The organism is Eisenbergiella porci (assembly GCF_009696275.1).
GTDB classification, from domain to species: Bacteria; Bacillota; Clostridia; order Lachnospirales; family Lachnospiraceae; genus Eisenbergiella; species Eisenbergiella porci.
The window spans coordinates 58,741-85,007 of record NZ_VUMI01000007.1 but is presented as its reverse complement, the minus strand read 5'-3'; the positions used below and the strand labels follow the sequence as shown (position 1 = coordinate 85,007).

17 protein-coding genes and 1 pseudogene are annotated in these 26,267 nt (G+C 49.1%); 15 read left to right on the top strand and 3 right to left on the bottom strand.

What is annotated here, in order from left to right; translation table 11 throughout:
- Positions 1-2: 2 nt before the first annotated feature.
- The 4 genes and pseudogenes from FYJ45_RS06155 (at position 3) to FYJ45_RS06140 (ending at position 5,332) form a co-directional block, all read left to right on the top strand.
- A complete protein-coding gene (locus tag FYJ45_RS06155; RefSeq protein WP_195841691.1) occupies positions 3-1,823 on the top strand; it encodes an ABC transporter permease in 1,821 nt (606 codons plus the stop codon).
- Positions 1,824-1,942: 119 nt separating this feature from the next.
- A pseudogene (locus tag FYJ45_RS06150) lies at positions 1,943-2,185 on the top strand (ATP-binding cassette domain-containing protein); the annotation flags it as partial.
- A gap of 8 nt (positions 2,186-2,193) precedes the next feature.
- Positions 2,194-3,234 carry an apiosidase-like domain-containing protein gene (locus tag FYJ45_RS06145; RefSeq protein WP_154463899.1) on the top strand — a complete coding sequence of 347 codons (1,041 nt, stop codon included), beginning with the start codon at positions 2,194-2,196 and terminating at the stop codon, positions 3,232-3,234.
- A gap of 262 nt (positions 3,235-3,496) precedes the next feature.
- Positions 3,497-5,332 carry a glycoside hydrolase 5 family protein gene (locus FYJ45_RS06140; protein ID WP_154463898.1) on the top strand — a complete coding sequence of 612 codons (1,836 nt, stop codon included), beginning with the start codon at positions 3,497-3,499 and terminating at the stop codon, positions 5,330-5,332.
- Between the two features lie 142 nt (positions 5,333-5,474).
- On the opposite strand, the gene bglX is transcribed toward FYJ45_RS06140, so the two are convergent.
- The gene (gene bglX / locus FYJ45_RS06135; protein WP_154463897.1) at positions 5,475-7,685 is read right to left on the bottom strand and encodes a beta-glucosidase BglX; all 2,211 of its coding nucleotides are present in this window, start codon (positions 7,683-7,685) and stop codon (positions 5,475-5,477) included.
- 298 nt (positions 7,686-7,983) lie between these two features.
- Here bglX and uidA point away from each other — a divergent pair, with 298 nt between their 5' ends.
- The 4 genes from uidA to FYJ45_RS06115 all read left to right on the top strand — a co-directional run bounded on the left by uidA (position 7,984) and on the right by FYJ45_RS06115 (position 13,226).
- Complete coding sequence (uidA, locus tag FYJ45_RS06130; RefSeq protein WP_154463896.1) at positions 7,984-9,750, top strand: beta-glucuronidase; 1,767 nt, start codon at positions 7,984-7,986, stop codon at positions 9,748-9,750.
- A gap of 311 nt (positions 9,751-10,061) precedes the next feature.
- Entirely contained in the window at positions 10,062-10,619 is a 558-nt protein-coding gene (locus FYJ45_RS06125; RefSeq protein ID WP_154463895.1) for a glycyl-radical enzyme activating protein, read from the top strand.
- 81 nt (positions 10,620-10,700) lie between these two features.
- Positions 10,701-10,967, top strand: a complete 267-nt coding sequence (locus FYJ45_RS06120) for a hypothetical protein (protein ID WP_154463894.1) — start codon at positions 10,701-10,703, stop codon at positions 10,965-10,967.
- A gap of 30 nt (positions 10,968-10,997) precedes the next feature.
- Positions 10,998-13,226 carry a pyruvate formate lyase family protein gene (locus FYJ45_RS06115; protein WP_154463893.1) on the top strand — a complete coding sequence of 743 codons (2,229 nt, stop codon included), beginning with the start codon at positions 10,998-11,000 and terminating at the stop codon, positions 13,224-13,226.
- Positions 13,227-13,454: 228 nt separating this feature from the next.
- Here the strand turns inward: FYJ45_RS06115 and FYJ45_RS31370 are convergent, their stop codons facing one another.
- Positions 13,455-13,583, bottom strand: a complete 129-nt coding sequence (locus FYJ45_RS31370; protein WP_268890913.1) for a hypothetical protein — start codon at positions 13,581-13,583, stop codon at positions 13,455-13,457.
- A gap of 244 nt (positions 13,584-13,827) precedes the next feature.
- Complete coding sequence (locus FYJ45_RS06110) at positions 13,828-15,780, bottom strand: right-handed parallel beta-helix repeat-containing protein (RefSeq protein WP_154463892.1); 1,953 nt, start codon at positions 15,778-15,780, stop codon at positions 13,828-13,830.
- Between the two features lie 376 nt (positions 15,781-16,156).
- Here FYJ45_RS06110 and FYJ45_RS06105 point away from each other — a divergent pair, with 376 nt between their 5' ends.
- The 7 genes from FYJ45_RS06105 (at position 16,157) to FYJ45_RS06075 (ending at position 26,231) form a co-directional block, all read left to right on the top strand.
- Entirely contained in the window at positions 16,157-16,942 is a 786-nt protein-coding gene (locus tag FYJ45_RS06105; protein ID WP_154463891.1) for a hypothetical protein, read from the top strand.
- A complete protein-coding gene (locus tag FYJ45_RS06100) occupies positions 16,933-18,768 on the top strand; it encodes an FAD-dependent oxidoreductase (RefSeq protein ID WP_207708396.1) in 1,836 nt (611 codons plus the stop codon). The genes FYJ45_RS06105 and FYJ45_RS06100 overlap by 10 nt, the downstream gene beginning before the upstream one ends.
- An 8-nt stretch (positions 18,769-18,776) precedes the next feature.
- Positions 18,777-19,736 carry a D-2-hydroxyacid dehydrogenase gene (locus FYJ45_RS06095; RefSeq protein ID WP_154463970.1) on the top strand — a complete coding sequence of 320 codons (960 nt, stop codon included), beginning with the start codon at positions 18,777-18,779 and terminating at the stop codon, positions 19,734-19,736.
- A gap of 45 nt (positions 19,737-19,781) precedes the next feature.
- Complete coding sequence (locus tag FYJ45_RS06090) at positions 19,782-21,149, top strand: ADP-ribosylglycohydrolase family protein (RefSeq protein ID WP_154463889.1); 1,368 nt, start codon at positions 19,782-19,784, stop codon at positions 21,147-21,149.
- Between the two features lie 52 nt (positions 21,150-21,201).
- Positions 21,202-22,227, top strand: coding sequence for a methylcobamide--CoM methyltransferase (locus FYJ45_RS06085; RefSeq protein WP_025489166.1), 1,026 nt, complete (start codon positions 21,202-21,204; stop codon positions 22,225-22,227).
- Between the two features lie 166 nt (positions 22,228-22,393).
- On the top strand, positions 22,394-24,658 hold the full coding sequence (locus FYJ45_RS06080; RefSeq protein ID WP_195841689.1) for an AraC family transcriptional regulator: 2,265 nt from the start codon (positions 22,394-22,396) through the stop codon (positions 24,656-24,658).
- A gap of 214 nt (positions 24,659-24,872) precedes the next feature.
- A complete protein-coding gene (locus FYJ45_RS06075; RefSeq protein ID WP_154463887.1) occupies positions 24,873-26,231 on the top strand; it encodes a glucuronate isomerase in 1,359 nt (452 codons plus the stop codon).
- Positions 26,232-26,267: the final 36 nt, after the last annotated feature.

Sequence of the window (26,267 nt, the reverse complement as noted above, 5' to 3'; positions counted from 1 at the left end):
GTATGATTTTACCATTTGAAAATGATACCCATAGGGTAGAACGGAAAATAGCGTATCATAGCTTGGCGGCAAATAAGCAAAGGAATTTTTTGAGTGGCATCATTATATTTGCTGCGGCTCTCTTGCTGTCCTTTGCTACGATCCTGTTGTGTAATGCCACGATAGACACACAGATTATCTCTCGTGTCAATAATGTGCAGGAAATGGTCGGCGTAATCTTGGGAATCGCTGTTGTACTGCTATTTACTGCGGGAATTGCAATCAAAAATATCATGTATATTTCCGTACTGCAACGCACACGGGAATTTGCACAGTTGAGAACCATCGGAGCGACATACCGGCAAATTAAAGCGATCATTCACAATGAGAGAAAGCAATTATCCCGAAAATTTATTTTGGGTGGTCTGCTTTTGGGATTCCTTCTTAATTGTGCGCTGCCCTTAAAACTGTATTTGGTTCCAAGCATTGCCTGTGCCATTTTCTCCGGTGCTTTTGTATGGTTTATTGTTTTCTGGTCATTCCGAACACCAGCCAAGATAGCCGCTTCTTTCTCTCCTATGGCGGCTCTGCGGGTGGAGCATTCAACAAGCATAGGCTCCAGAAGAAGCAAACACATTACTCCCAATGCCATTGCGCAAAAATATTTTTTCAGCAACCGGAAAAAGGCATTTTACACATTACTATCCCTCATATTAAGTGGCGTGCTTATGTTTACGGTATTTTCTGTCACTTCGGCTATTGATATTGAGGGACTTGTTCGCCAGTCATACTATGAGAATAGCAGCGTTTATCTCATGCTGAACTCAACTGCTGAAGAAAACTCCACTGCTAACTTGATGAAGAATAGTCCTTTTACAGAAGAACTGCGCGAGGAAATTGAGGCTATCCCTGGTGTATCAGGAATCTACCCATCAAAGAAGCTGGACTGTGAAATCACGGTTCCCGATCAGTCAATAAGCACTCAATTTGATATGTCCCTCATTAGCATCATCGGTACATCAAGTTTTGAAGGACAGTTAATCGAGGGGACGATGCCTTACTTACAAAACACGATTACCACCATTCCAGTAGTAATAAATCGTTCTTCACCTTACTATGAAGAAACCGGACTTAATTTGAAATTAGGGGATCACCTTTCAGCATCGGTACATACAGGCCAATCTATGAAACAGATGGACTTTTCTGTTTGCGGCTTCATTGAGAATAAGGATAAAGGCAGTGTACTCTATACTGCGTCTGAATACTTGGATTACATGGCAGAAATGAACTGTGATCTGGCGTGGTATATTTGCACGGACAACCAGCGAGATACCGCTGCTGTTGAGCAAATTAAAGCCCTTGTTACATCGGATAATCGTCTGGTTTCTTCTGCTTTTTCAGATGATTTGGCGGAAACAAACGCATACTTCCATAATGCAAAAATCATTATTGCGGCAGTATTGATGTTGATTTGCCTATTTTCCTTTATCAACTTGTTGAACACCTGCATTACAAATGCAGTCATGCGACGCCATGATTATGCGTTGTTAGAAGCTGCCGGCATGACAAAGGAGCAAATTCAACAAACGCAAAGTTCGGAAAATAGAATTTACTTTTCTGGCGGTTTGATTGGAAGCTGCATGATTGGGATACCGCTGGGGCTTTTGCTATGCAAGAAGATTGCAGAACTCCCTGGCTTGTCCTATATTTCCTATCAATTCCCGTGGGTGTTTTTGCTGTTGTATTTTGTAATTGTGTTTGCTGCAAATATCATCGTCACACAGTATCAGCAGAATTTCTTAACAAGATATTCCGTTGTAGAGCAGCTAAAAGCAGTAGAGTAAAAAGTTCGGAAATATCTCAAAATTGAAGCAATTTACTCTTGAATTAGAGCGTATTTAGGACATTTCTGTAACATCAGCGTTAGACTTCTTTTATCAAAAAATAGAAAGGCGGTATTCTTATGAGTATCTTGAAAACAACTGATCTGAAAAAATATTACGGCACTGAGCCGAACATTACCCGCGCTCTGGATGGCGTGACCTTTTCCGTGGAGGAAGGTGAGTTTGTGGCTGTGGTCGGTACATCTGGTTCCGGCAAATCCACCCTGCTGCACATGATGGGCGGTCTGGATACCCCCACTTCCGGCAGTGTGGTGGTTCGGGATAAGGAACTGGCGAAGATGAACGATGAGCAGCTTACCATTTCTCCAAACTGAGTGAAAGTGAATGGAGGGATTACCTGCATTACAGGAAGGTACAGGGCTTTAATGTTGTCCAGGTAAGCCTTTTCCCTCTGGATCATGACAATAGTGCGGATGAGAACGAATTGTTGCCGTTTATGAAAAATGAAGATGGCACTCCTGATTATTATGTGCGGAATGATGCTTATTTTAATAAAGTGGAAAAGATGATAGCTGTTGCAGCGGAATATGGGATTACAGTTGCACTTCACCTGGTTTGGGCGCACCATATTCCCGACAGCTGGGCGTCAAAGGGGCATGAGGAGCGGGCGATACCTGAAGCACAGCTTTATCCGATATACAGCTACGCAGTGGAACGGGTGAAAAAATATCATCCTGTTTATGCGATATCGGGAGATGTGCGTTTTGAAAATCAGGCTGTCACCGATTACTGCATGAAGGTGTTAAAAATTGTCAATGAACTGGATAATGGGGCGCTTACAACTCTGCATATTGCGCCAGGGGAGCAGCCTGATGACAGTCTGATTTATAATCCTGCCCTTAAATTTTATTCCTACCAGTCCGGTCACAGCTTTTTAGATCAGGATAATCCGGATAAATTTTCTGCCCAGTTTTTGAAGCAGCCGGTGAAACGTCCGATAGTCAATACCGAGCCTTCCTATGAAGGGCATAAAGACGGATTTCGGGAAGGGCGATTCAGGGCGGAGGATGTGCGGAGGATGGCGTGGAGCAGCCTGATGACTGGCGCAAAAGCAGGAATTACTTATGGCGCGCATGGGATCTGGTCCTGCCACAGAAGAGAGAATTTTTTCAATAATGCCTCTTTTTCCGGCATTCCCTATGATTTCGGAACGGCGCTCCGATTTCCCGGCGCATGGGATTATTCCTTTGCAAAGGCTATCTTCGAAGATGCAAAGCTATATGATATACAACCGGCGCAGGAACTGCTGGAAAATCCCATTCCGGGCTGCTATTGCTGTAAGGCGGAGGATAAGCTGGCTGTTTATCTTCCCTATAACAGCGATGTTTTATACCTGTTTAGCAGGAACTGAGCATAAAGCTCAGTTCCGTTTTGATTTTAAGGGACAGGCAGGCCTGGCTGAAGCCGATATGCTCCACATGGGATTCTGCGGCCGGATGTATATTGATATCTTAATCGGATAAAATCCGACAGGAGGGAAGGAATTGATTTATATCCTGTAAAGGCAGTATAAAAACTGTGATTTATGGATTGTACTGATTTTATACTTTTGCCTTCAATCCTGATGCTTTATGATAAGACTGAACGGAAAATGAAGTTAAAAGGAGATTGCTATGAAGGAGTTTATGCTAGGCGTTAATTATTGGGCCTCCCATGCTGGTACTGATATGTGGCGGGATTGGAACGAAGATATCGTGGAAAAGGATCTGAAGCTGCTTGCGGATAATGGGCTGAATGTTTTGCGCGTATTTCCCAACTGGAGGGATTTTCAGCCCGTGAAGCCTGTGCTGGGCGGCGGCCACAGTATGCGGGAGTATCGGATGGAAAATGATCAGTATCCCGGGAATCCCTGTTATCTGGATGAGGTGATGCTTGAACGGTTTGAACGGTTTTGCCGGATTGCTGAAAAAAACGGACTGAAGCTGATTGTCGGACTGATTACCGGGTGGATGAGCGGAAGATTGTTTGTTCCGGCGGCTTTATATGAAAAAAATATTTTTACAGATCCCACTGCGCTGTTTTTCCAGCAGCTTTTTATCAAAGGCTTTGTAGGACGGATGAAGGGACAGAAGGCAGTCTGTGCGTGGGATCTTGGAAATGAATGCAACTGTATGGATCAGGCGCATAAGCGTGAGGAGGCATATAGCTGGTCGTCTGTCATCGTAAATGCGATTAAGAGCTGTGATCAGACCAGGCCTGTTATTTCCGGCATGCACTCGCTGGAACTGGAAGGTGTCTGGAATATTCAGGATCAGGGGGAGCTGACGGATATTCTGACCACACATCCTTATCCGTTTTGGGTGGAGCATTGTCAGCGTACGCCGTTAAACAGCTTCAGGACCTTGATGCATGCAACCGCACAGACGCAGTATTATGCTTCTGTCGGCAGGAAGCCCTGTCTGGTTGAGGAACTGGGGAGTATGGGGCCTATGATTTGTGAGGAAGAAACTGCGGCAGATTTCCTGAAGGTGAATTTATGGTCCAACTGGGCCAATGGTTCGCCGGGGGTGCTGTGGTGGTGTGCCTTTGATCAGACGCAGCTGACAGCGCCGCCCTACGACTGGAACATGTGTGAAAGAGAATTGGGTATGGTGGACGTAAACAGGCAGCCCAAGCCATCCCTGCTGTGCATGAGGGAATTTAAAAAGCAGATGGATTCCCTGGAGCTTGAGCTTCCGGAAAAGCAAACGGATGGCGTCTGCATTTTAAGCAGGGGACAGGATCACTGGGGGATTGCCTATATGAGCTATATCCTGGCAGCACAGGCCGGGCTGACACTGGATTTTGCATACTGTGAGCAGGAGCTGCCGGAGTCCGGGATGTATTTTCTCCCTTCCATCTGTATGGATGTGATGAGTAAAAAAAGCTATTTTGATTTAAAAAAGAAAGTTTATGACGGCGCTTCACTGTACATTTCCATGAAGGACGGTTTTCTCACAGAGTTCGGGGAATTTACCGGATTGAAGGTGATAACCGCCGAAAAGTCCTCCAGACAGGGAACCTTCTGGTGGGAGGAGTCCAGCTTTGCTTACCGGAAACCGTATCATATCAGGCTTGCAGCGGAGCGGGCGGAGGTTTTGGCAGAGGATGACGGGGGCAATCCTATATTCAGCGTGGCTTCTTATGGGGCAGGCAAAGTATATTTTTTGAATTTCCCGATGGAAGAGATGCTTTTAGAAGAGGAAAGCGGCCTGGAAGCTCCCTGTTATCATTTCTATGAGAAAGCGGCGGAAGCGGTTCTGGGAAAAAGGAAAATCAGGAAAACAAATCCCTATGTTGGTATGACCCTGCATCAGGGAACGGATAACACCTATGCAGTGCTGGTGAATTATTCGGCAGAAATACAGGATGCGGGAATCCTTTGCCCGGGTTCCGAAAAGACAATAAGCTGCCTTTTCGGAAATGTGGAGCAAATAGAGCCTTTCAGCGCCGCAATCATCCGTTTTTAACGCGGTGCGGGAAGTTTTATCCGGCCGTATTCAGCCTCTGTTATTTCCGCGGGTAACGAGCCAAACGGATGCACTCGTGCATCCACTTGGCGACTGCCGCGAGGGTCAAATACTCCGCAGCTTGTGCGGGGTATTTGACTTCTTAACAGAGGCTGAATACAGCTTTGCGGCTGGTGGTACTGTCAGAACCGATGAATACCTCAAACCGGCCTGGTTCACTTACATAGTCCATAGTAATATTATAAAAACGGAGCATGTCCTCCGTAATCGGGAAAGCTACGACACGGCTTTCACCCGGCTCCAGAAATACTTTACAAAACCCCTTCAGCTCACGGACAGGACGGGTTACGCTTGCGGACACATCATGAAGATACATCTGGACGGTCTCTGTTCCGGGACGCTCTCCGGTGTTGGTCACGCGTACAGATGCGCAGATGCTGTCATCTTTGTGCAGGATATCCGAATCCAGGCTGATGTCTGAATATTCAAAAGCAGTGTAGGTCAGACCATACCCAAAAGGATAAAGCGGTTCGTTGGGGATATCCAGATATTTGGAGTTATAGCGGGTGGTACGGTAATCACCCGCAAAGGGCCTGCCGGTACTTAAATGGTTATAATGTACGGGAACCTGCCCCACACAATAGGGGAAGGACATGCTGAGCCTTCCGGAGGGGGATGAGTCTCCGTAGAGAATTCCGGCCAGCGCATTGCCGCCTTCGGTCCCGGGCAGCCAGGCTTCCAGGATGGCCTTTGCCTTTTGGTTTATTTCACGGATGTCCAGCGGGCGGCCATTAAACAGCACCACACAGACATTGGGATTTACTTCGCAGATTTTATGGAACAATTCCAGCTGGCAGGACGGCAGCGTTATATCAGCGCGGCTGGCGCCTTCGCCGGAATAGTCGCGGTGCTCTCCAAGGGTGAGAACGACTTTATCCGCCTTTTTTGCAAGTTCCACCGCTGTGTCCAATGCCTCCTGAAGATCAAATTCTTCTTTCGGGGGCGTTTTCTGGAAGCCGAGAACTTTTGTGCCGGGGTCTGCGGTAGGGCAGCCCTGGGCAAAAAAGACATCGGCATCAGGATAGTTTTGGGTCACTCCGGCTTTTACGGTAACACAGTCCTGCTCATCTCCAAAGAAGGACCAGGAGCCGTACAGCAGCTGATTGTCCGTAAAAGGCCCGATGAAGGCAGTGGATTCTTTCCCTTTTTTCAGGGGAAGGAAGCTGTCTTCATTTTTTAGCAGGACGAAGGATTTTTCCGCACAGTCCCTTGCGGCCTCCCTGTGGGAAGCACAGAGGAGCAGTTCTTTTTCGTCCGCCTCACTGCCGTCCTTATAAGGATTTTCAAATAGTCCCAGTTTGTTTTTTAAAGTGAGAATGCGCAGGACGGATTCATCAATCTGTTTTTCGTCGATTCGGTTTTTCTCCGCCAATTCTTTCAGGTTTTTCAAGTAAACGGGGCTGGCCATGTCAATATCCACACCGGCGTTCAGCGCGAGGACAGTCGCCTCTTTTTCATCCGCGGCGATGCCGTGGGGGATTAGCTCGCTCACCGCGCACCAGTCGGAAATCACCACTCCGTCAAACTGCATTTCCCCGCGCAGAACCTCCCGCAGGAGCCGGCGGTTTGCTGTGGACGGAATCCGGTTTAAGGTATTGAAGGAGGTCATTACCAGTGCGCAGCCTGCATCGATTGCTTTTTTATAGGCAGGGAGATAATCCTCAGCCAGCGTGCGTTCCGATAATTCCACGGTATTGTAATCCCTGCCGCCGTCGGGTGCGCCATATCCGGCAAAATGCTTTAAGCAGGCGGCGAGGGCTCCTTTTTTTGAAAAATCATTGTTTTCCCCCTGATAACCGCGCACCATGGCGGCAGCCATCAGGCCATTCAGGTATGTATCCTCTCCTGTGGACTCCATAACCCGTCCCCAGCGGGCATCACGGACCAAATCCGCCATGGGGGAAAATGTGACATGCAGACCGGCGGCGGCAGCTTCGCGGGCAGCGATGGAAGCGCATTTTTCCGCCAGCCCGGGATCGAAGGTACAGCCCTGTGCAAGGGGAATCGGGAATACGGTACGGTATCCGTTGATGATGTCCGCCATGAACAGCATGGGGATATGGTGCGGGTGTTTTTCGATATGCCTCTGCTGAATTTCATGAACCCTTTCCGCACCGGCGACGGACAGGCAGCTTCCGGAAACACGGAGATCATCCGGGGTGATTCCCAGTTCCCCGGCAGGGCCTGTAACCATGTCGCCGTTAAAAAAGTAAGAGGGAAGCTGAAACAGTTCCCCGATCTTTTCTTCCAGTGACATGTCTGAGAGCAGAGCTTTTATTTCTTGTTGCTGCATGAAGAAACCTCCTGGCTTTTTTTCTGGTCAGCTGCTGCGTCCCTCTCCTTCGATGAAAAGACGGAGCAATGATACATTGTAACTGTGAGGGTACAGAACAGCTACCATTAAGTATAATAAAAAAGTCAGGCCGAAGAAAGTATAAAAACGGCAGCCGATGGAAATCTGCTGATTTTTCAGTCACAGTCAGGACTATAAATTCGAGACAGCGCGGGGAATACGGATATTGAACTGTTTTTCACGATAGCCGTTTGATAAAATGGCTGTAAAACCAATGCGTAAACCAGGAGGAAAAGGCATGTTATATCCTATTGAAAACCGAGTCAGGGAAGTGAAAAATTTAAGCGGCATCTGGAACTTTAAAATTGATAAAAACAACTCCGGCATATCTGAAAGATGGTACGAAGCTCCCTTAAAAGACGCCGTATTAATGGCTGTCCCCTCCAGCTATAATGACCTTGTTACGGATGCGTCAGAGAGGGAGCATGTGGGTTATGTCTGGTATGAAACCAGTTTTATCATTCCGGCGGGCTGGGAGGGAAGGCGAATTGTAATCCGCTTCGGCAGTGCCGCACATCATGCGGTGTGCTGGATAAACGGACAGGAAATCCTCCGGCATAAAGGGGGATTTTTACCTTTTGAAGCGGAGATTACCGAAATTGTGGAAGCATCCGAAGAAAAAGAATTCCGCCTTACGGTTGCCTTGAGCAATGTCCTGGACTGGACCTGCCTTCCCAGCGGAGAAGTCGTGACAAAAGAAGGAAAGGGATATCCGGAAGGGTATCATTACCAGGATACTTTTTTTGATTTTTATAACTATTCGGGTATACACAGGCCAGTAAAGCTGTATACGACCCCCAAGAGATATATTGAGGATATCGTGATTACGACAAGCCTGAACCAGGAAATGACGCGGGCCGAAGTTGTATGCAGGATTACTGGAACGGATAAAATTAAAAAAATACAGATCCTTGATGAAAACGGACTGGCGGCTGCGGAAAGCACCGATACGGCGGAGACAGTCACTTTGACTGTTGAAAACCCGAAGCTTTGGAATCCGGGCAAAGCATATCTGTATCGCCTGCGTGTAGAAGGGGAGGAAGACTCTTACACGGAAACCTTCGGTATCAGAAGCGTAAAAGTGACGGATAAGGAATTCCTGATTAACGGGAAGCCCTTTTATTTTAAAGGCTTTGGAAAGCATGAGGACAGTGAGATTCATGGAAGAGGCATGGATCTGGCTTTGAATGTGAAGGATTTTAACCTGCTTAAATGGATGGGGGCAAATTCTTTCCGTACATCCCACTATCCCTATTCTGAGGAGCTGCTGATGATGGCGGACAGAGAAGGTTTTGTAATCATTGACGAGGCGCCGGCTGTGGGCATGTGTTTCTGGCAGGAGAAGAAGGTTTTTGACGGAACGAGGGTTAATGAAAAGACCCTGGAGCATCATCTGGACACTCTTAAGGATATGTATTCCCGTGATAAAAACCACCCCTGTGTTGTCATGTGGAGTGTGGCCAACGAAGCTGATACCAGCGAGGACGGGGCCGTGCCCTATTTTAAAAAGGTAATTGATACCATGCGCAGCCTTGATAATACCAGGCCGGTGACAATGGTTCATACCATGTGGCCCTCTGCGGACAAAGTCAGCCAGTGGCTGGATGTGATCTGCCTGAACCGGTATTTCGGATGGTATTCGGATCACGGACATACGGAAGTGATAAAAGAGCAGGTGACAGGTGAAATGAAGGAATGGTATGAAAAATACCACAGGCCCATGATTATGACAGAATATGGGGCGGATACGATACCAGGCCTGCATAAAATGCCTGCGGTGGCCTTTTCGGAGGAATTCCAGTGCGAATTCCTGAAGGAATATCATAAAGCGTTTGATGAGCTTGATTTTATGGTGGGAGAGCAGGTATGGGCGTTTGCGGATTTTCAGACCAAGCAGGGATTAAACCGCATTGACGGCAATAAAAAGGGCGTTTTCACCAGGAACAGGCAGCCTAAGATGGCGGCCTGGCTATTGAGGGAAAGATGGACCAGGGAAAAAGGGTGAAGCCCTGGAAGCCCCGGGATGAAAGGGCGGGGGATTACATCATAACCCGCTTTTCTTTCCGGTATTTATTCCCGCGAGCAACGAGCCAAGTATCCATGCTTGCATGGATATTTGGCGACTGCCGCGAGGGTCAAATACCCCGCTGCTCTGCAGCGCTGCAAGTTTGATACCCCGTTGCTTGCAGCGGGGTCTTTGATTGGGAGACATATGATAATATCATTATAGTACAAAAATTAGACATTGTTAAACAAGAAGACGCCGTCATGACTGTATTATACTTATTTTGAAATCAAAAAGAAAGGAATATATTCATGAAAAAATCAGGAATTGTTTTTGATATCCAAAGGTTTTCGCTGCATGACGGGCCGGGTATCCGGACAACCGTTTTTTTGAAAGGATGTCCGCTCCGCTGTATGTGGTGCCACAATCCGGAATCCTGGAGCAGGGAACCGCAGCTGATGTTCTATAAAGAAAAATGTGTACAATGCCTGGAATGTATCCGGAGCTGCTCCAAATCCGTACATCTGCTAAAGCAGGGGAAGCATGTCCTGGATTATCAAAAATGTGATGCCTGCGGAGAATGTATAGCTCATTGTGCCTATGGCGCGCTTAAGCTGTCCGGCGGAGAAATGGATGTGGATACCATTTTAAAAGAAGTTATTGCGGACAAAAGCTATTATGAAAATTCAGGCGGCGGGTTAACGGTATCCGGCGGGGAGCCGATGCTGCAGTTTCCATTTTTGGAAGCTCTTCTGGGTGAGGCAAAAACGCTGGGCCTGCATATTTGCCTGGAAACCAGCGGTTTTGCCAGGAAGGAACTATTTTCCCGGATTGCCGGTAATGTTGACCTGTTTCTATATGATATTTAGCATATAAATGATGAGAAGCATAAAAAATATACCGGCGTTTCCAACCAGATAATTCTTGATAATCTGGATTATTTATATCGTATGGGAGCAAAAATAAGGCTCCGGTGTCCGCTCATTCCCGGCGTAAATGATACAGACGAACATATTGGGGGGATTGCGGCGCTTGCGCGGAAGTATCCGAAGCTCACAGGTGTGGAGTTATTGCCTTATCATGATATGGGAAAAGGAAAATGGAATCAGATCGGGAAGGAATATGGACTTTGTGATTTGAAAAATACGGATCAGGAGCAAAAGGACATTCTTTGCAGACACTTTTTGGAGGCGGGCTGTGAAGTTATGATGAACTGACACTTTCAGGACAGCAGGAGGTAAGAGAGGATGCAGCAGTATGATTTTTTGGTAGAAAAAAACTTTACGGAAAGCTATCTGCGCTACAGGGACGCCCCGATTGCAATCAGGGAAGCGAAATGTCTGGAACAAATGTATCCGGATATTTTTGAGGACATCAAAGCCGGGGATAAGTTTGCAGGACGCATTAAAATGAGTTTGATAGGATTCAGCCCGGAACCGGGCGGGCTGGGCTATTATTGCAATACCCCGGCGATAAGGAGGCATTTGGAGGAAAACGAATATACGGACGTCTTCCGGGCGGAAATGGAAGACATGATTGCGTTCTGGGAGAAGGAAAAGACCCAGGTAAAAGTAAGGAATGCCTTTCCACCGGAAATTGCAAAAGCGCTGCCAAGTGACAACTGGGGCAAAGAACCGCTGGCGGCAGCGCCTTTGTACCGTATGGCCGGAAGCTATCTGGATTATGGGAAGCTTCTGGATAACGGAATAGAGGGACTTGAAAAAACAGTTGCAAAGAGAAAAGAGGCGGCTAAGGCGCAGGGGGAAGAAACAGAACTCTTTGAGGCGATGGAAATGGCGCTGCAGCTCCTTTCCAGGTGCTGTATGTATTATTACAGACAGGCGCTTGGGATGGCGGAAGCGCAGGAGGATGCAGAAAAGAAAGCGGAATGGGAGGAGATTTCAGGAGCCCTTAAGAATGTTGCGTCACAAAAGCCGCAGACACTGCGGGAGGCCATGCAGCTGATGTGGTTATACGCCCTGATCAGCGGCACGATCAACTATGGGCGGATGGATGTCCTGTTCGGGGACTATCTGGCGAAGGATTTGGAAGAACAGAGGCTCACCATGGAACAGGGACAGGAATTGTTCAACGGATTATGGCAGTTGATCGCAGACCGCAGGACTACCTGGAACGGAAGAGTGATACTGGGCGGCAGAGGCAGGAAAAATGAAAAGAATGCAGACAGGGCGGCCCTTCTTGCCATAGAAGCTTCAAGAGTGATCAAGGAGGGGGAGCCTCAGCTTACGCTGCGCTTTTACGAAGGAATGGACAGCAGGCTGATGGAAAAAGCGCTGGAGACGATTGGCGAGGGACGTACCTATCCCATGCTGTATAATGATGATGTCAACATTCCGGCAGTGAGCAATGCTTTTCGTATCAGCACAGAGGAAGCGGAGGATTATGTGCCCTTTGGCTGCGGGGAATATGTGATTAACCATAAGAGCTTTGGCAGCCCGAATGGTGTAATCAATCTGCTGAAGGTGCTGGAAATCATGCTGCATAACGGAATGGACGGTATGACGGGAATAGAGGCGGGAATACGGACCGGATATTTTTCGGAGTTCAAGTCTTTTGATGAGCTATGGGAAGCCTATACGAAGCAGGTACAGTATTTCATAGATGCGCTGGCGGTGCAGGAAGAGCTGGAATACCGTGTTATGGGTGAAACTGCGCCCTGTTTATATTTGAGCATGCTGTACGATGATTGTATAGAGCGGGGGAAGGCTATTTTCGCAGGCGGTATCAAATACCTTGGGGGTACGGTTGAAACCTATGGAAATGTGAATACTGCAGACAGCCTTACCGCAATCAAAGAGATGGTATATGATAAGAAGCTGTTGACACCGGCGCAGCTGCTCGCGGCCCTGGATGCTGATTTTGAAGGCTATGAAAAAGAAAAACACCTGCTGGAAAGCGTGCCGAAATATGGAAACGATGACTCTAAAGCTGACGATATGGCTGTGAAGGTTCATGAACATATATGCAATACGGTTAGGGCACAGATTGAAAAAGTAAAACTTCATTCGTATCTTGTCGTAATCATTAATAACAGCGCCAACACCACAATGGGACAATTGACGGCAGCCTCAGCGGATGGAAGGAAAAAAGGCCTGCATATGGCAAACGCCAATAATCCATGGAGCGGAAATGATAAAAAGGGTCTGACGGCATTGCTGAATTCCCTGGTAAAGCTCCGTCCTGATTTTCATGCCGGAGCGGTACAGAATATGAAATTTTCGCCGGAACTGTTCCGTGACGGAGGCGCTGTTGTAAAAAGTGTGCTGAAGACCTATTTTGATAACGGCGGCACTCAGGCCATGATATCTGTAGTCAATAGAAATGATCTGGAGCAGGCCATGATCCATCCGGAAAAATACAGTAATTTATTTGTCCGTGTGGGCGGCTTCAGCGCCAGGTTCGTAGAACTTGAAAAAGCTGTGCAGAGGGAGATTGTAAGCCGTACGTTGTATTAATGCTTTTGCCTTTCGCATTTTTGTCATACTGTTTTGAACTGGGAGGATATGGACTATTGGATCGCTCGTGCCTTACTCTTCATGAAAAAAACTGTAACACAGAAGTAAATGCTTGAAACCTCTGACACTTTGCATTATAATGAATTTAAAGAAAGGCACCTGCTGGTAACAGATGCCTCTCATTGGTAGCTGCCGATAGACGGTTAGCCCGAAACATAATAAGCAGAATTAGCCGCTCCGTTTTGCAAGGCCGGGCGGATATTTCTGTGTCTTGTTACTATCTTTACCGATAGAGTATCCTATACCGAAGCAGGTTAAGCCGAAACTCAGCACTGCAATAAGTCCTAAAATATCCATTGGCTCAGCCCTCCTTTCCCAGATTCCCTTGCGGGTTTCTATGTACACGGAGGGTCACAGTCCCTCCGGAGAGGGCTAACCGCCTACCATCCTGGCAGCACCTAAAAGGATTCTAACATGGTTCGACAGGAATTTCAATACAAACCATTTACGGTAGCACGCCTTTTTCTGTGCTGGTATTAGTCTCCCTGGCTGCCGGGGCCGGTCTGGCTGGCATGTCTGATAAAATTTCTGTAGAGAAGAGCTATTGTGACAGCGGCCAGATGCAGATCCGGTTGTATCCTGCTTTTAAACCTTCCAACGGACCGGGGACTGGTTTTAGCGCACGCTTTTGTCCAAGATAGTCGCGGTTCCACACGATGGGGCTGCCGTCCGGATTCTCATAGGGAACTTCCGTAATGCGCGGCATTTCCAGATCGGGGGTCGCATATAGGGAGGTTTCCATGTGAAAAAGCTCCTCGGGCAGGGTCAGTTCCAGCCAGACTGTCCCGTTTTCTTCTGCAGTGATTTTTACCTGCGGGTCGGCGGATGAGCAGAAAGCGCTTATCTCCCTGTCATAACCCTGCGCGCCGTTTAAATAGGCATTGCCATTGATGTAAGCGGGCTGTTTTACCTGCATGAACAGGTCTAAATCTCCGTTGCCGAGAGCCGCCACTTTTTCCGTGTATTCTTCCAGAGAGGCAGGGCAGCCGCAGTAGCCTTCCGTACCGTAACAGGAATTTTTGGCATTTTGGGGAGCGCCGCCGAGAAAAATATTCTGGTACAGGCGGTCATCGCCGCTGTAAACGGCAGCGCTTCCGGCAATAGCCGTGGTGTGTGCAAAGTGATAGGGCGTGGAGCGATCCAAAGCACCCACACGCCGCATGATGCCGCAGCAAAGGTTATGCAGGTAAGCGCCGCCCTGCGCCACATTGTCAAAATTGAAGGCGGAAGCGAAAATGTTGTTGTCCGCCAGGTAGGGACCATGGGTGGCTTCCACCATCAGATCTCGGTTATTGGCATAAAAGAGGGACTGACTGACTCTTGCGCCCTGTGCCTGCCAGTCCAGCCAGATACCCAGACGGCAATGGTGGATGCAGTTGTGGTGCAGTTGTACATCAACGGCGGCATGCAGCTTGATACCGGCAATTTCAAAGCCGCAGAATTCGCGCTTCATGGCAATGTTATAGATGTGGTTGTGGTGGATCTCACTGAAGACACAGCCCATATGGCCTACAATGCCGTTCTGGCCGCAGTCATATATGGTATTGCCGCGGACAACATGGGAGCCGATGGTTTCTTTGCTCCACCCGATCTGCCTTGCGCGGAAAACGGCTTCCATCTGGTACTGGTAACCGGGCTTTCTGTGGGTGAGGGTGCTGAGATTATGTCCGGTGGAGGCTTCCTTTCCCAGGCTGATGCCGCTGCACTTTGCGTCGTGGATGATGTTGTTTTCAATAATCCAGCCTTTGCTCCAGTTGACGCCCAGCAGTCCGGGCTGGTCGGCGGTGGGCGGCGTCCAGGGACATGCGGCCTGCGCCATTTCAAAGTTTCTGACCGTGATATAATTTAACCCGGTTTTCTCCGGATAAAAGCAGCACTTGCGTACATTGATTTCCACCAGCGCTGCGTTGGGGTCGGCGCCATGGAAATTGGCATAAATTACGGTATGATCTTTTTCCTGGCGGGTGTACCACTGGTAAATGGAATCCCCGGGATGCAGCAGTGGTTCTCCCCTGCCAAGCCAGGGAAGGAAGACGCCCTCCATACGAAGCGCCGGATGTTTCACTTCCTCCAGGGAAGCGGCTTCATAAAAAGCTTTTCCGTTTAAATACACCTCTCCGGGGTGTATTTTTTTATCTGTGGGGGCGGCGAACCAGTCTCCGCCCAGAACTTCGGTATAGGGATTATAATCGCCAAAAAAACTGTTGGGGAGCATTGCTTTCCAGACGGTCCCTTCTATATGGCGCCAGCTTTGGATGCGCTCAGAGCCTTTGATGATCACTTTTTCACCGGGAGCGGCTTCGTAGGTGATGCGGCTTGTACTGCTGTTCCCGCCGTGGGCGGGCTTTACCCATTCCCTGTATTCTCCTTCATGGACAATGACGCGGTCGCCTGCGAGGGCGAGGGCAGCGGCTTTTGAAATCGTGCGGAATGGATTTTCAAGTGTGCCGGCGGCCTTATCGCTGCCCGTGCATGCTACATGATATTCCTTCAAACTTTTTTCCTCCGAATAAAATTAAAATTACCGGTAAGCTGCCGGTAAGGGGTTTGGTCTGTCTGTCCTGTCTCCATGCTGTTTCGTAACGCGTATGGCAGAACGACTCCGATACAGTTTTATTATGGGACAAAGGGCTGAAATTCCTAGTCAAAAAAGGAAGAAAATGCCGGAAGTACAAATATTAAACCCTGACAGAGAGCAGATTACGGGTATAAAAATCCAGAGAAAGAGGAAGGTGCCGGATTTATACTTTCAGGAAAAATGAGAGAAATGTTATGATGTCCCTGAAAAGAGAAATAAAGTGATCGATAAAGGCCCTGCATCGCACGAAAAAAGGAGTGTCACAGCAGCAGGTCTTGAAAAGGAGACGTATATGAAACAATATAAAGCAGTCATTTACGGTGCTTCCGCCAAGGGCATCGGAATTGCGGCACAGCTGCCGGATCAGGTTCTGGTTGTAGAGAAAACAAGCCTGGCTGCAAGAGAATTTGCAGGTGCGCTGGTCATGGGAGAAGGAAGCTGGGAGGCAAAGACAGAGCCTGGGAAAAAATTGACGGAGCGCTATCGTCAAAAAGGGATTTTAATGGAAGGAAGGCCGATTCAGATTGCGGCTGCTGCGCCCGTAATGTTTGAAACCATCCGGGAGGCCAAAATCCAGGTATTGTTCGGGACGGATATCAAGGTCAGCCGGACAGACGGAAAGCATATTGTTACCTGCTGTAATGATTCCGGGGTTTTTCAGGTCTGCGCGGAGCATGTCTATGATTGGGAGCAGGAAGCCTCGTCACAGCCGGAGTACGGGAAATACATCAATGCAATGCTTTACTGTGAAAACCCGCAGCAGGCGGCTGCCTGGGAAAACGGCTGCGGAGGAATCCGGGTTCTGGAATATGCACATCCGGATATGAAAATCCTGTGTTATCCGCTCCACCGGGAGGACGGCTGGATTACGGCGAGGGAAAAGCTGCATAGCTTCTGGAAAAACCGCCCGGCGCAGCTGGCGTCATGGAAAATGGTATCTGTGGCCTCCGCCTTTGCATGGCTGAAGGAAACAGGAGAGGATGGTAAAAAGCTGCAGCCGTTGTACGGTAATTTACTGGGCGCCTTTGAAAGCGGCGTGGAATTGGGGAAAAAATGGAGGGAAGAAGAATGCTGTTAAAATTCAAAACTCAAAACCGGCGGGAGAGTGTTCCTTTTTTACAGCCTGTGGAAGAACTCCCTGTCTATGACCTGATCGTGGCAGGCCTGGGAACCGCCGGTGTGTATGCGGCGCTGACGGCGGCAAAACAGGGATTGCGCGTGCTGGGGATAGAAAAATTGAACTGCTGCGGCGGTACCGGTACTGCAGGGGATGTGCATGGCTACTATTTCGGAACGCCCGGCGGAATCTATGAGGAGCTGGATGAAAAGGTCCGGGAGATGGAATCGGATGGATATATGCCTGTGGTGGGACTTAATCCGGAGGCAAAGAAATATGTCTGTGAACAGGCATTAATCGACAGCAAGGTGGAAATCCATTATGAAAGCAGGGTCACGGGCGTTTTGATGGAAGAAAATACTGTCTGCGGCATCCAATGGATAGAAAACGGGGAAGAAAAAACAGCCCTGGCCAAAATCACGCTGGATTGTACAGGGGAATCGGGAATTTGCGATACAATCGGATGCCGGATGGAACGGGGCCGTGCGTTTGACGGGCAGGTGCAGCCATATTCCGTTGTGCAGCCTGAGATTGTCAATGGTCTGGTTGAATTTTATCATTACCTGGATTGCGGATATATGGACGCGCTGGATGCAGGGCAGTATGCAAAAGCTTGTGTGGATGCCGCCTGTCTGTTACATTATAATTTAGAGGATTACAGAACACGCAGGGTGCTGGGGATTTCCATATTGCTGGGGCTGCGGGAAGGCCGCCGTATTGTGGGGGAAGAAACCGTGGAGCTTCAGGACTATCTGGAGGATCGTATGACAGATCATCCGGCCTTCTATGCCTATTCCAATCTGGATAATCATGGAAGGGACCTGGCATTTGAAAGCGAGGGCTTACAGGACTGGCTGGTCGCTTCCAGCCTGTGGGGAATCAATATTTCCGTGCCGGTGCCTCTGGGCTGCTGCATCCCCAAAGGATATGAGGGCATTTTGGCGGCAGGAAGAAATATTTCCATCGGCCATGATATCGCCTCCTGTGTCAGACAACGCCGGGATATGCAAAAATGCGGGGAGGCGGTCGGCTGCGCGGCGGCACTTGCCATCAGGAAGGGGATTTCTGTCAGAGAGGTTCCTTATGAAGAGCTGAAAAAGCAGCTTCTGGCAACCGGCTGCCTGAAGAAGACGGACGACAGCGGCATCTGGGACATAGAAGAGGGCAGATGGCACAGGACAGCGTGGCTTAACGAGGCCGGGGATATTTATCAGGGGCTGAAATCCAACAGGCCCGGCATTGCCATCTGGTCCGCCAAAAGAATGGGAAAATGCGTGGAACACAAGCTGGAAGAATGGCTTTCGGACAGTGACCGGAATGTGGCGCGAAACAGCGCGCTGGCGCTGGGAATCCTGGGTAACAGGAAGGCATTGCCTGCGTTGCGGTGTATGGCAGAGGAAAGAGATCCCTATGTACCAAAGACCAGCAGAAAATACAACCAGCTGCGGGGGCTGTCCGCCGTTTACCTGCTGGGCAGGCTTCGGGACGGAGAAGCTGTGGGGATACTGGAAAAAATCATGGAACATCCGGAGGATAACCGCGGACAGGAATACCAGTATGATAGTTTTATCCGTAGTCAGAAGGAATATGGTTTTCAGTTTTTCACCCATGCAGTGATGGCGCTTTCCAGGATTGCCGCTGCCCATCCGGAACTGAGCGGAGAAATTACCGGGAAAATACAGGAGGCAATGAAGGGGCCGTTTTTTGAAAGCCTGTTATCCGATACTTCTGAAGATGCAATTTATATCAGCTGCGTTGCGCGGAATATGCGGGAGTTAATAAAGTGAGGAAAGAGATGAACAGAATCGTAATTCTGGATGGATATACAGAAAATCCCGGAGATTTAAGCTGGGAAGGATTTGGTAAATACGGAAGCTTCACGGTTTATGACAGAACAAAACCGGAGGAGGCGGCAGAAAGGATCGGAAATGCTGAAATTGTCCTGACAAATAAGACGGTGCTGGATGAGGGCATTATGGAACAATGCCCGAAGCTGCAATATATCGGGGTGCTGGCGACAGGATTCAATGTGGTGGATGTGGCTGCGGCAGCCAAACGCAATATTGTGGTTACGAATATTCCGGGATATGGGACAGATACCGTTGCACAGTATACAATGGCGCTGTTGCTGGAACTTTGCCACCATGTAGGGGCGCATTCGAACAGTGTTAAAAATGGAGAGTGGGATGCAAACCCTGACTTTTGTTACTGGAAATTTCCGCAGATGGAACTGAGCGGCAAGACAATGGGAATTGTGGGTTACGGCAGAATCGGAAAGAAAGTGGCGAAGCTGGCAGAGGCCTTTGGCATGACGGTGCTTGTTTACTCCGGCCATGTTGTAAAAGAGGAAGAGCTGTCGGAAAGAATCCGGCAGGAATCTTTGCAGGAACTGCTTCGCAAATCCGATGTGATTTCCCTTCATTGTCCGCTTACACGGGAAACAAGGGGATTGATCAACCGGGAAACAATTGCGCAAATGAAGGACGGGGTTTTACTGCTCAATGACTCCCGCGGCGCTTTGATTGCAGAAGAAGATTTAAAAGAAGCTTTAATCAGCGGAAAAGTGGCAGGGGCGGCAGCAGATGTGCTTTCTGTGGAGCCGCCGATGGGAAATCCGCTGCTGGATGCGCCAAATATGCTGATCACACCCCATATCGCATGGGCAACAAAGGAAGCGAGGCAGCGTTTGATGCAGATGGCGGAGGAAAATTTGGGAGCGTTCCTGGAAGGGACACCTATACATGTTGTTTCATAATTAAAAAATATTAGATGCAAAGGTAATTTACAGGAGGAAAGTAAAATGGCAGGATGGACTACCCTGGAAAAGCTGTTAAAAGGAGAAATTATTCAGAGAGAGGAAGAAGGCTGCGATGTAACAGGATTTGCGCAAAGGCTGGAGGAAGCGGCAGGGGATAACGGCAGGCTGAACCGTTTATATGACGAGCTTATGGAATTAAAGCCAGGGGAGGATTTCCCTTTTGAAGAACCGGACAGCCTGGAGGAAATCAGGGCCTGCCAGCCGAAGGCAGAGCCATGGAAGCCGGCGGCAGGGGAAATTGACTATGACTTTTTCTATGGCGCATGGCTTGGCAGGTGCTGCGGCTGCGCTTTAGGAAAACCGCTGGAAACCGGGGTGTTTATGAGCGGCAAGGACGGAATTCCCGGCTGGAAACTGGCATATGAGTGGTTCCGGCAGGCCGGTCAGTATCCGGTGAAGACCTATACGCCCATAGCTTCTCCTGCAGGCAGCGTTTATGGGATAGAAACTGTGGACTATGGCAGGAAGAGTACCCTGGAGAATATTGAGTATATGGAAACGGATGATGATATCCGTTACACCGTGCTGGGGCTGAAGCTGATGGAGGAAAAAGGAACGGATTTTACCACGCTGGATGTGGGGCATTTCTGGCTGGCCAACCTGCCCTATGAGATGGTATGCACGGCGGAAAAGCAGGCGTATCTGAATCTCTGCCAGGAATATGATCTTTTAAAGGAAGGCAGAGAAGAGGAATTTATCCAGTGGGTAAGAAGCTATCGGAATCCTTACCGTGAATGGATTGGGGCACAGATCAGAGTGGACGGCTATGCCTACGGTGCCGCGGGAAATCCCGAGCTGGCCGCAGAGCTTGCTTTTAAGGATGCCTCTCTTTCCCATGTGAAAAACGGTATTTACGGCGCCATGTTCTGCAGCGCCATGATTGCGGCCGCTTTTACGGAAAAGGACAACCGGAAAATCATAGAAGCAGGTCTTTCACAAATCCCTGTAAACAGCAGGCTTGCAGCCGATATTAAAACAGCCGTCCGGATTGCGGAAACAGCAAAGAGCCAGCTGGATTTGCTGGAGAAAATCTGGAACGAATTTGAACATTATAATGCGGTTCATACCAACAACAATGCAGCGCTCTGCGCGGCGGCAATCCTGTTTGCAGGAGATGATTTTGAAACAGCCATCACAACGGCTGTCCTGGGCGGCTGGGATACGGACTGCAACGGCGCTACGGTTGGTTCCGTCATGGGAGCGAAGCTGGGGGCAGGGAAGATCCCGGAACGCTGGAAGGCCCCGCTGCATGATACCCTGTATTCCGCAGTGCCGGGTTTCCACCCGATAGCGATTTCAGAATGTGCAAAGAGAAGTCAGGACGTTTACCGGAAAGTAACGCAGAAATAGTAATAGTTCAGCCCTGTCTGAATTTTTACCGGAAATAAGAAAGGAGCAGGACATGAGAAAGGTATTGAGCCGGCAGGAGGTTATCGATGCGGTGGAGCGGAGGGGCTGTAAGAATCCTCCGGCATTTCTGCATAAGTTTTGGGGAATGGGTTTACAGGAAAAATATGGGGAACAGTTGAACAAACTGGCGGATTTGTACCCGGATGATATTTGTTCTGTATTTTATACGGAGCCCGGCTATGATGTTTCACCTACGCAGAATCCGGAGTACCGGTTTGGTTTCAAGGACTATCGGAATGCGGAGCGGCACAGCATTGGGGAAAGCGCGGTGCTGCTGGATGACTGGAGCGAGCTTGATCAGTTCCTGGCACATTTTCCGAACCCTTCCGAGCCGGGAAACTTTGATGTGGTACAAGAGGCGGCAAAGAAGGCGGATGGCCGTTATAAGCTGGGCTGCTTCTGGAGACTGTTCCATGAACGGTTCTGGTCTGTCAGGGGGATGGAAAACCTGATGTATGATTATTATGACGAGATGGATAATTTGAAGCTCATCGGGAAAAGGCTGGTAGAATTTTATAAGGTGATTATAGACAAATTCGCGGCAGCCGGCTTTGACGGCATTTTCACCTCCGATGATCTGGGGCATCAGCACGGGCCGATGATGTCGCCGGAGATTTTCAGGGAACTGTATTTCCCTCTGTATCAGGAAATTATCGGTTATACCCATGAAAGGGGAATGCATTTCTGGCTGCATTCCTGCGGTGACAATACGCTTCTTATGGATGATTTGATTGAAGCGGGCCTGGATGTGTTCCATCCGGTACAGAAGGGATGCATGGACGGGCAGGAAACGGTGCGAAGGTTTGGCGGCAGGATTACCTTCCTGGCGGGAATCGACGTACAATATCTGATGCCCAACGCTTCCGCAGATCAGGTACGGCAGGAAATACGGCAGATGAAGAAGCTGTTTAACGTGGATGGAAAAGGAATGCTTCTGGCTATGGGGAACGGCATTATGCCGGATACCCCTCTTGAAAATATCAAAGCTGCCCTGGATACAATTTTTGAGGAGGGCTGAAAAAGGCGGCGGGAGCGCTGCTCTCACCGTGCCGTGTAACAGTTCAGCCTTCGGCCGAACTGTTACGGGGCCGGCCTTTTAGGCGGGCATAATCTTGACTTGCCCGGACGATTCGGGTATGGTAATACTGGCGCGGCACTTTCGGAAAAATGGAGGAATGGTTTCTATGAACGGATTACGGAAAATGGTTATGGAGAATAAACATCTGAACCGGATTATTTTTGCATCCACTGCGAGTCTGGCGGTTATCGTGCTTCTGCTGACTTATATTCTGTCTTCTCATTACGAAACCATGGCATGTGAGGAAATCTACCGGAATGCGAGCAGCAGCATCAACCAGACCACCAGCACGGTGCGGTTTTTGTCGGAATCCGTAAACAGCCTGCTTCTTCAGTGCGCCCAAAGCCCGGAGGTCAATAAGCTTTTCCTGGCGCAAAAATACAGTGGTACGGAGCTTTACAATGTCAAGCGGAAGCTGGATACCTTGCGTTTTAATAATTCCAAGATTTATTCAATTTATGTATATGACAAATATGGAAAGACAATTTTTGAATCAGGGGAATTTTCCCAGGGGTTTGAAAGCTCGGCGGAGGATTTTTATGATACGGGCTTTGTGGAATATCTGGATAAGCTTGATACCGTTAAGGTGTTTACCCCTGTTGTCAGAACCGTGCCGGTCATCCGCAGCAATGCGCCGGAGTCTTCCATTAAGGTGCTTACCTTTTTTTATTTTGAACCCTATTTCGGGGCGGAGGAGAAAAATACCATCCTGGCCTTCAATGTGGATATGCGCTGGATGAGCGACGCGCTGGGCTATTTTAACGGAGCCAGTCCCAACGGGAACAACATTGAGATTGTGAGCAGGGACGGAACCGTGATTTTCTCCGGGAAAGAGGCGCAGATCGGAACGCAGTACGGGGACGCGGAGGTGCTGGAAAAAATCCGGAATGTGGAAACAAAGTATGGCTATTTTGTAATGGATGGCGCTAAAAGGCTGATTTCTTACTCCCGCCCCAATCAAACCGGCTATGAAGACTGGATTTTTATTTCCAGCAGTGATTTGGAGATGGTCCTGAAGCCTATCCGGGAGGTCAAGCATTTTGTGTACCTGTTTACGGGCATCATTCTGCTTGTCAGCATGATTGGTCTTGCGGGGATTCTGCTGCATCTGGGCATGCCGATCAAGCAGGCTTTTAACAAAGCGAAGCTTTTGGAAAAGGAGCAGGAGGAAAAACGCAGGCGGGAAGCGGCAGAATATATGAAGCTGCTTTTAGCGGGAGATATGGAAGAAAATACGAACCTGATCCGTGAGCGTTTTGAGCAGCTGCATATCGCTTATGATTTTTCCGCAAAGAACCGTTTGGTCCTGATTTCCATGGATGACAGGAACAGTCTCCGGCGGAGGTTCAGGAGCGGCTATCCGGAGGTAGTGCAAAAGAACAATGAAAAGCTGGAAGAGGTTTTTGGCCGGTATTATGAAAATCCAATCCGGGTGGACTGGCAGGATGGGATTACATTGATGGTAGTCTGCTTCCAGGATATGGAAGAAGAGGAACAAAAGGCGCGTCTGCAGGAAATTTTTGATGAAATTACGGATGCGCTGCAGCAGGAGGTACAATGCGGCGTCAGCTTTTCCTTAAGCAGTACGGGGCAGTCCATCAAGGATCTGCCGTTCCTGTTGGCGGAGGCGCTGGAGGTACATACCTATCGTTATTTATACGGTTACGGCCAGCTTCTGACGAATGATCTGATCCGGGATGAGAAAGAGACGGCCTATGTATATCCGAAGGAACAGGAAAAAGAAATACTGTCCGCCCTGTTTGCGGGAAAGGAAGAGGAAGCGCTTGCCGCTTATGGGAAATATGTGGAAATGCTGTATCCCATGACGGTGCCGGAAATCAAGATTTCCTTTTTGCTGCTGGCAGATGCGGTTAAGTATGCCTCCCGCAATACGGTGGTGGAAACCTCCAATGTACTGCTGAATTTTGAACAGTTTTTTGCAAAAATACAGTCCCTGGAAACCATTGAGGAGGTCAATCATCTGTTCACGAACCTGTTTCGGGAAATTGCAGAGATAATCGGGGCGCAGAAGAGTACCAGGTACGCGGAGCTGGTGGATCAGGTGAAGCGTTATGTAGGTGAGCATTATGGAAAGATCGATCTGTCCATCCAGGAAATTGCGGAAAGCATGGATATGTCAGGGGCATATCTGGGAAGAATTTTCAAACAGCATACGCAGATGGCATTTACGGAGTACCTGACGCGGTATCGTCTCAAGGTGGCGTGTGAGGAGCTGCTTGGCAGTGAAAAAACGATCAATGAGATTTCAGACAGCATCGGCTTTACCAATAGCTCCTATTTTTACCTGGTGTTTAAAAAGTATCTGAATTGTACGCCTACACAATATCGGAAAAATGAAGCAAAAGAATGAAAAAAGAGGAACCAAAATGCGAGAAACACGCATTTTGGTTCCTCTTTTTTCATCAGGACAGGCAACCTGGCAGCGGGCGAAGGGGCATCCGCATGTGCGAAGTTTGAGGCAGGGGAAAAGCGGCACTGCAATTTTCGTAGATTCCATGGATATCCCCATTTTAGTGTTTCGTTAAGGCGCCTGCTGCGGGAAAATAAGGTGGGAGGAAGAAAAGATGGACGAAAATTTTTTACTTCAGACGCCGCTTTCCAGGCGGCTGTACCACGGGTGTGCTGAGAAGCTGCCGGTGATTGATTACCACAACCACCTGAATATAAAGGAACTGGCAGAGGGGACGAATTACCCTGACCTGGCCCGGCTGTGGCTTATCAGCGATCCGTATAAGCACAGGGCAATGCGCATCTGCGGCGTAGACGAGTTCTATATTACCGGCGGAGCCTCCGATTATGATAAGTTCAGGAAATGGATGTCCGTTCTGCCCAGGCTGATTGGAAATCCATTGTATGACTGGTCAATCCTGGAAATGAAGCGGTGTTTCCGGATTGAATTACAGCCCTGCGTGACGGATGCGGACCGGCTTTGGGAGACGGCAGGCAAAATACTTGCCCGGCCGGAATTTTCTGTGCAGGCGTTGCTTGACCGTTTCCATGTGGAATATGCGGCGCCCTGTGCGGCAATTACGGAGGATATAGCGGTATTGGAGAGGATGGGGAATGCCGCGCCGTCACTGCGCGGGGACGGCCTGACGGACACGGTCCGCCAAACGGCAGACGGCCTGGAGCAGCTGCTGCAGCTGCAGATCCGTACCCTGGAGGATTATTATGCCGCGATCCGCCGCAGGCTGGAGGACTTTGCCCGCGCGGGCTGCCGGTTCTCGGATCATGCCCTGGATGATGGCTTCTTATATAAAAAGCCGGTGCAGCCGGCGGAGGCGCTGTTTGAAAGGAGCAGAAACGGCGGACTGCTGACGGAAGAGGAAAAACAGGGGCTTTCTTCCGAAATCCTCCGGTTCCTTTCCGCAGAATATGCAAAGCTCGGCTGGACCATGCAGCTGCATATCGGGGCGCAGCGTTTTACCAGTTCCAGGCTGCGTGCGGTGGCGGGCCCGGCAGGCGGCTTTGCCGGAATCGGAAATTGCTGCAATGTCAAATCCCTGACGCAGATGCTGGATGATTTTGAAAAAGGGCCTTACGGTATGCCGGGAGTGATTCTTTTTACGCTGAACCCGGCGGATAATGCGGTTATGTCCGTTCTGAGCGGATCCTATAGCCGGGACAGTGCGGAAGGGATGGTACAGCAGGGGCCGGCCTGGTGGTGGTGCGACCATTTGTACGGGATGCGGGAGGTATTTGAGAATCTGGCGTCCTTTGGAGTCCTGTCTGTTTTTGTGGGAATGACGACGGATTCCAGAAGTATTCTCTCCTTTGTGCGGCATGAGTATTTCCGCAGGGCTTTTTGCGGATGGCTGGGAGAAAAGGCGGAAAAAGGGGAATGGGACGTTTCAGAAGCGCAGTTAAAAAAGCTGGTGGAGGATGTGTGCTATTTCAATGCCAAAAAGAGGCTCCGGTTGTAATAAATGAAAGGAAGAAGGTAACTGTGAAGGAACTGA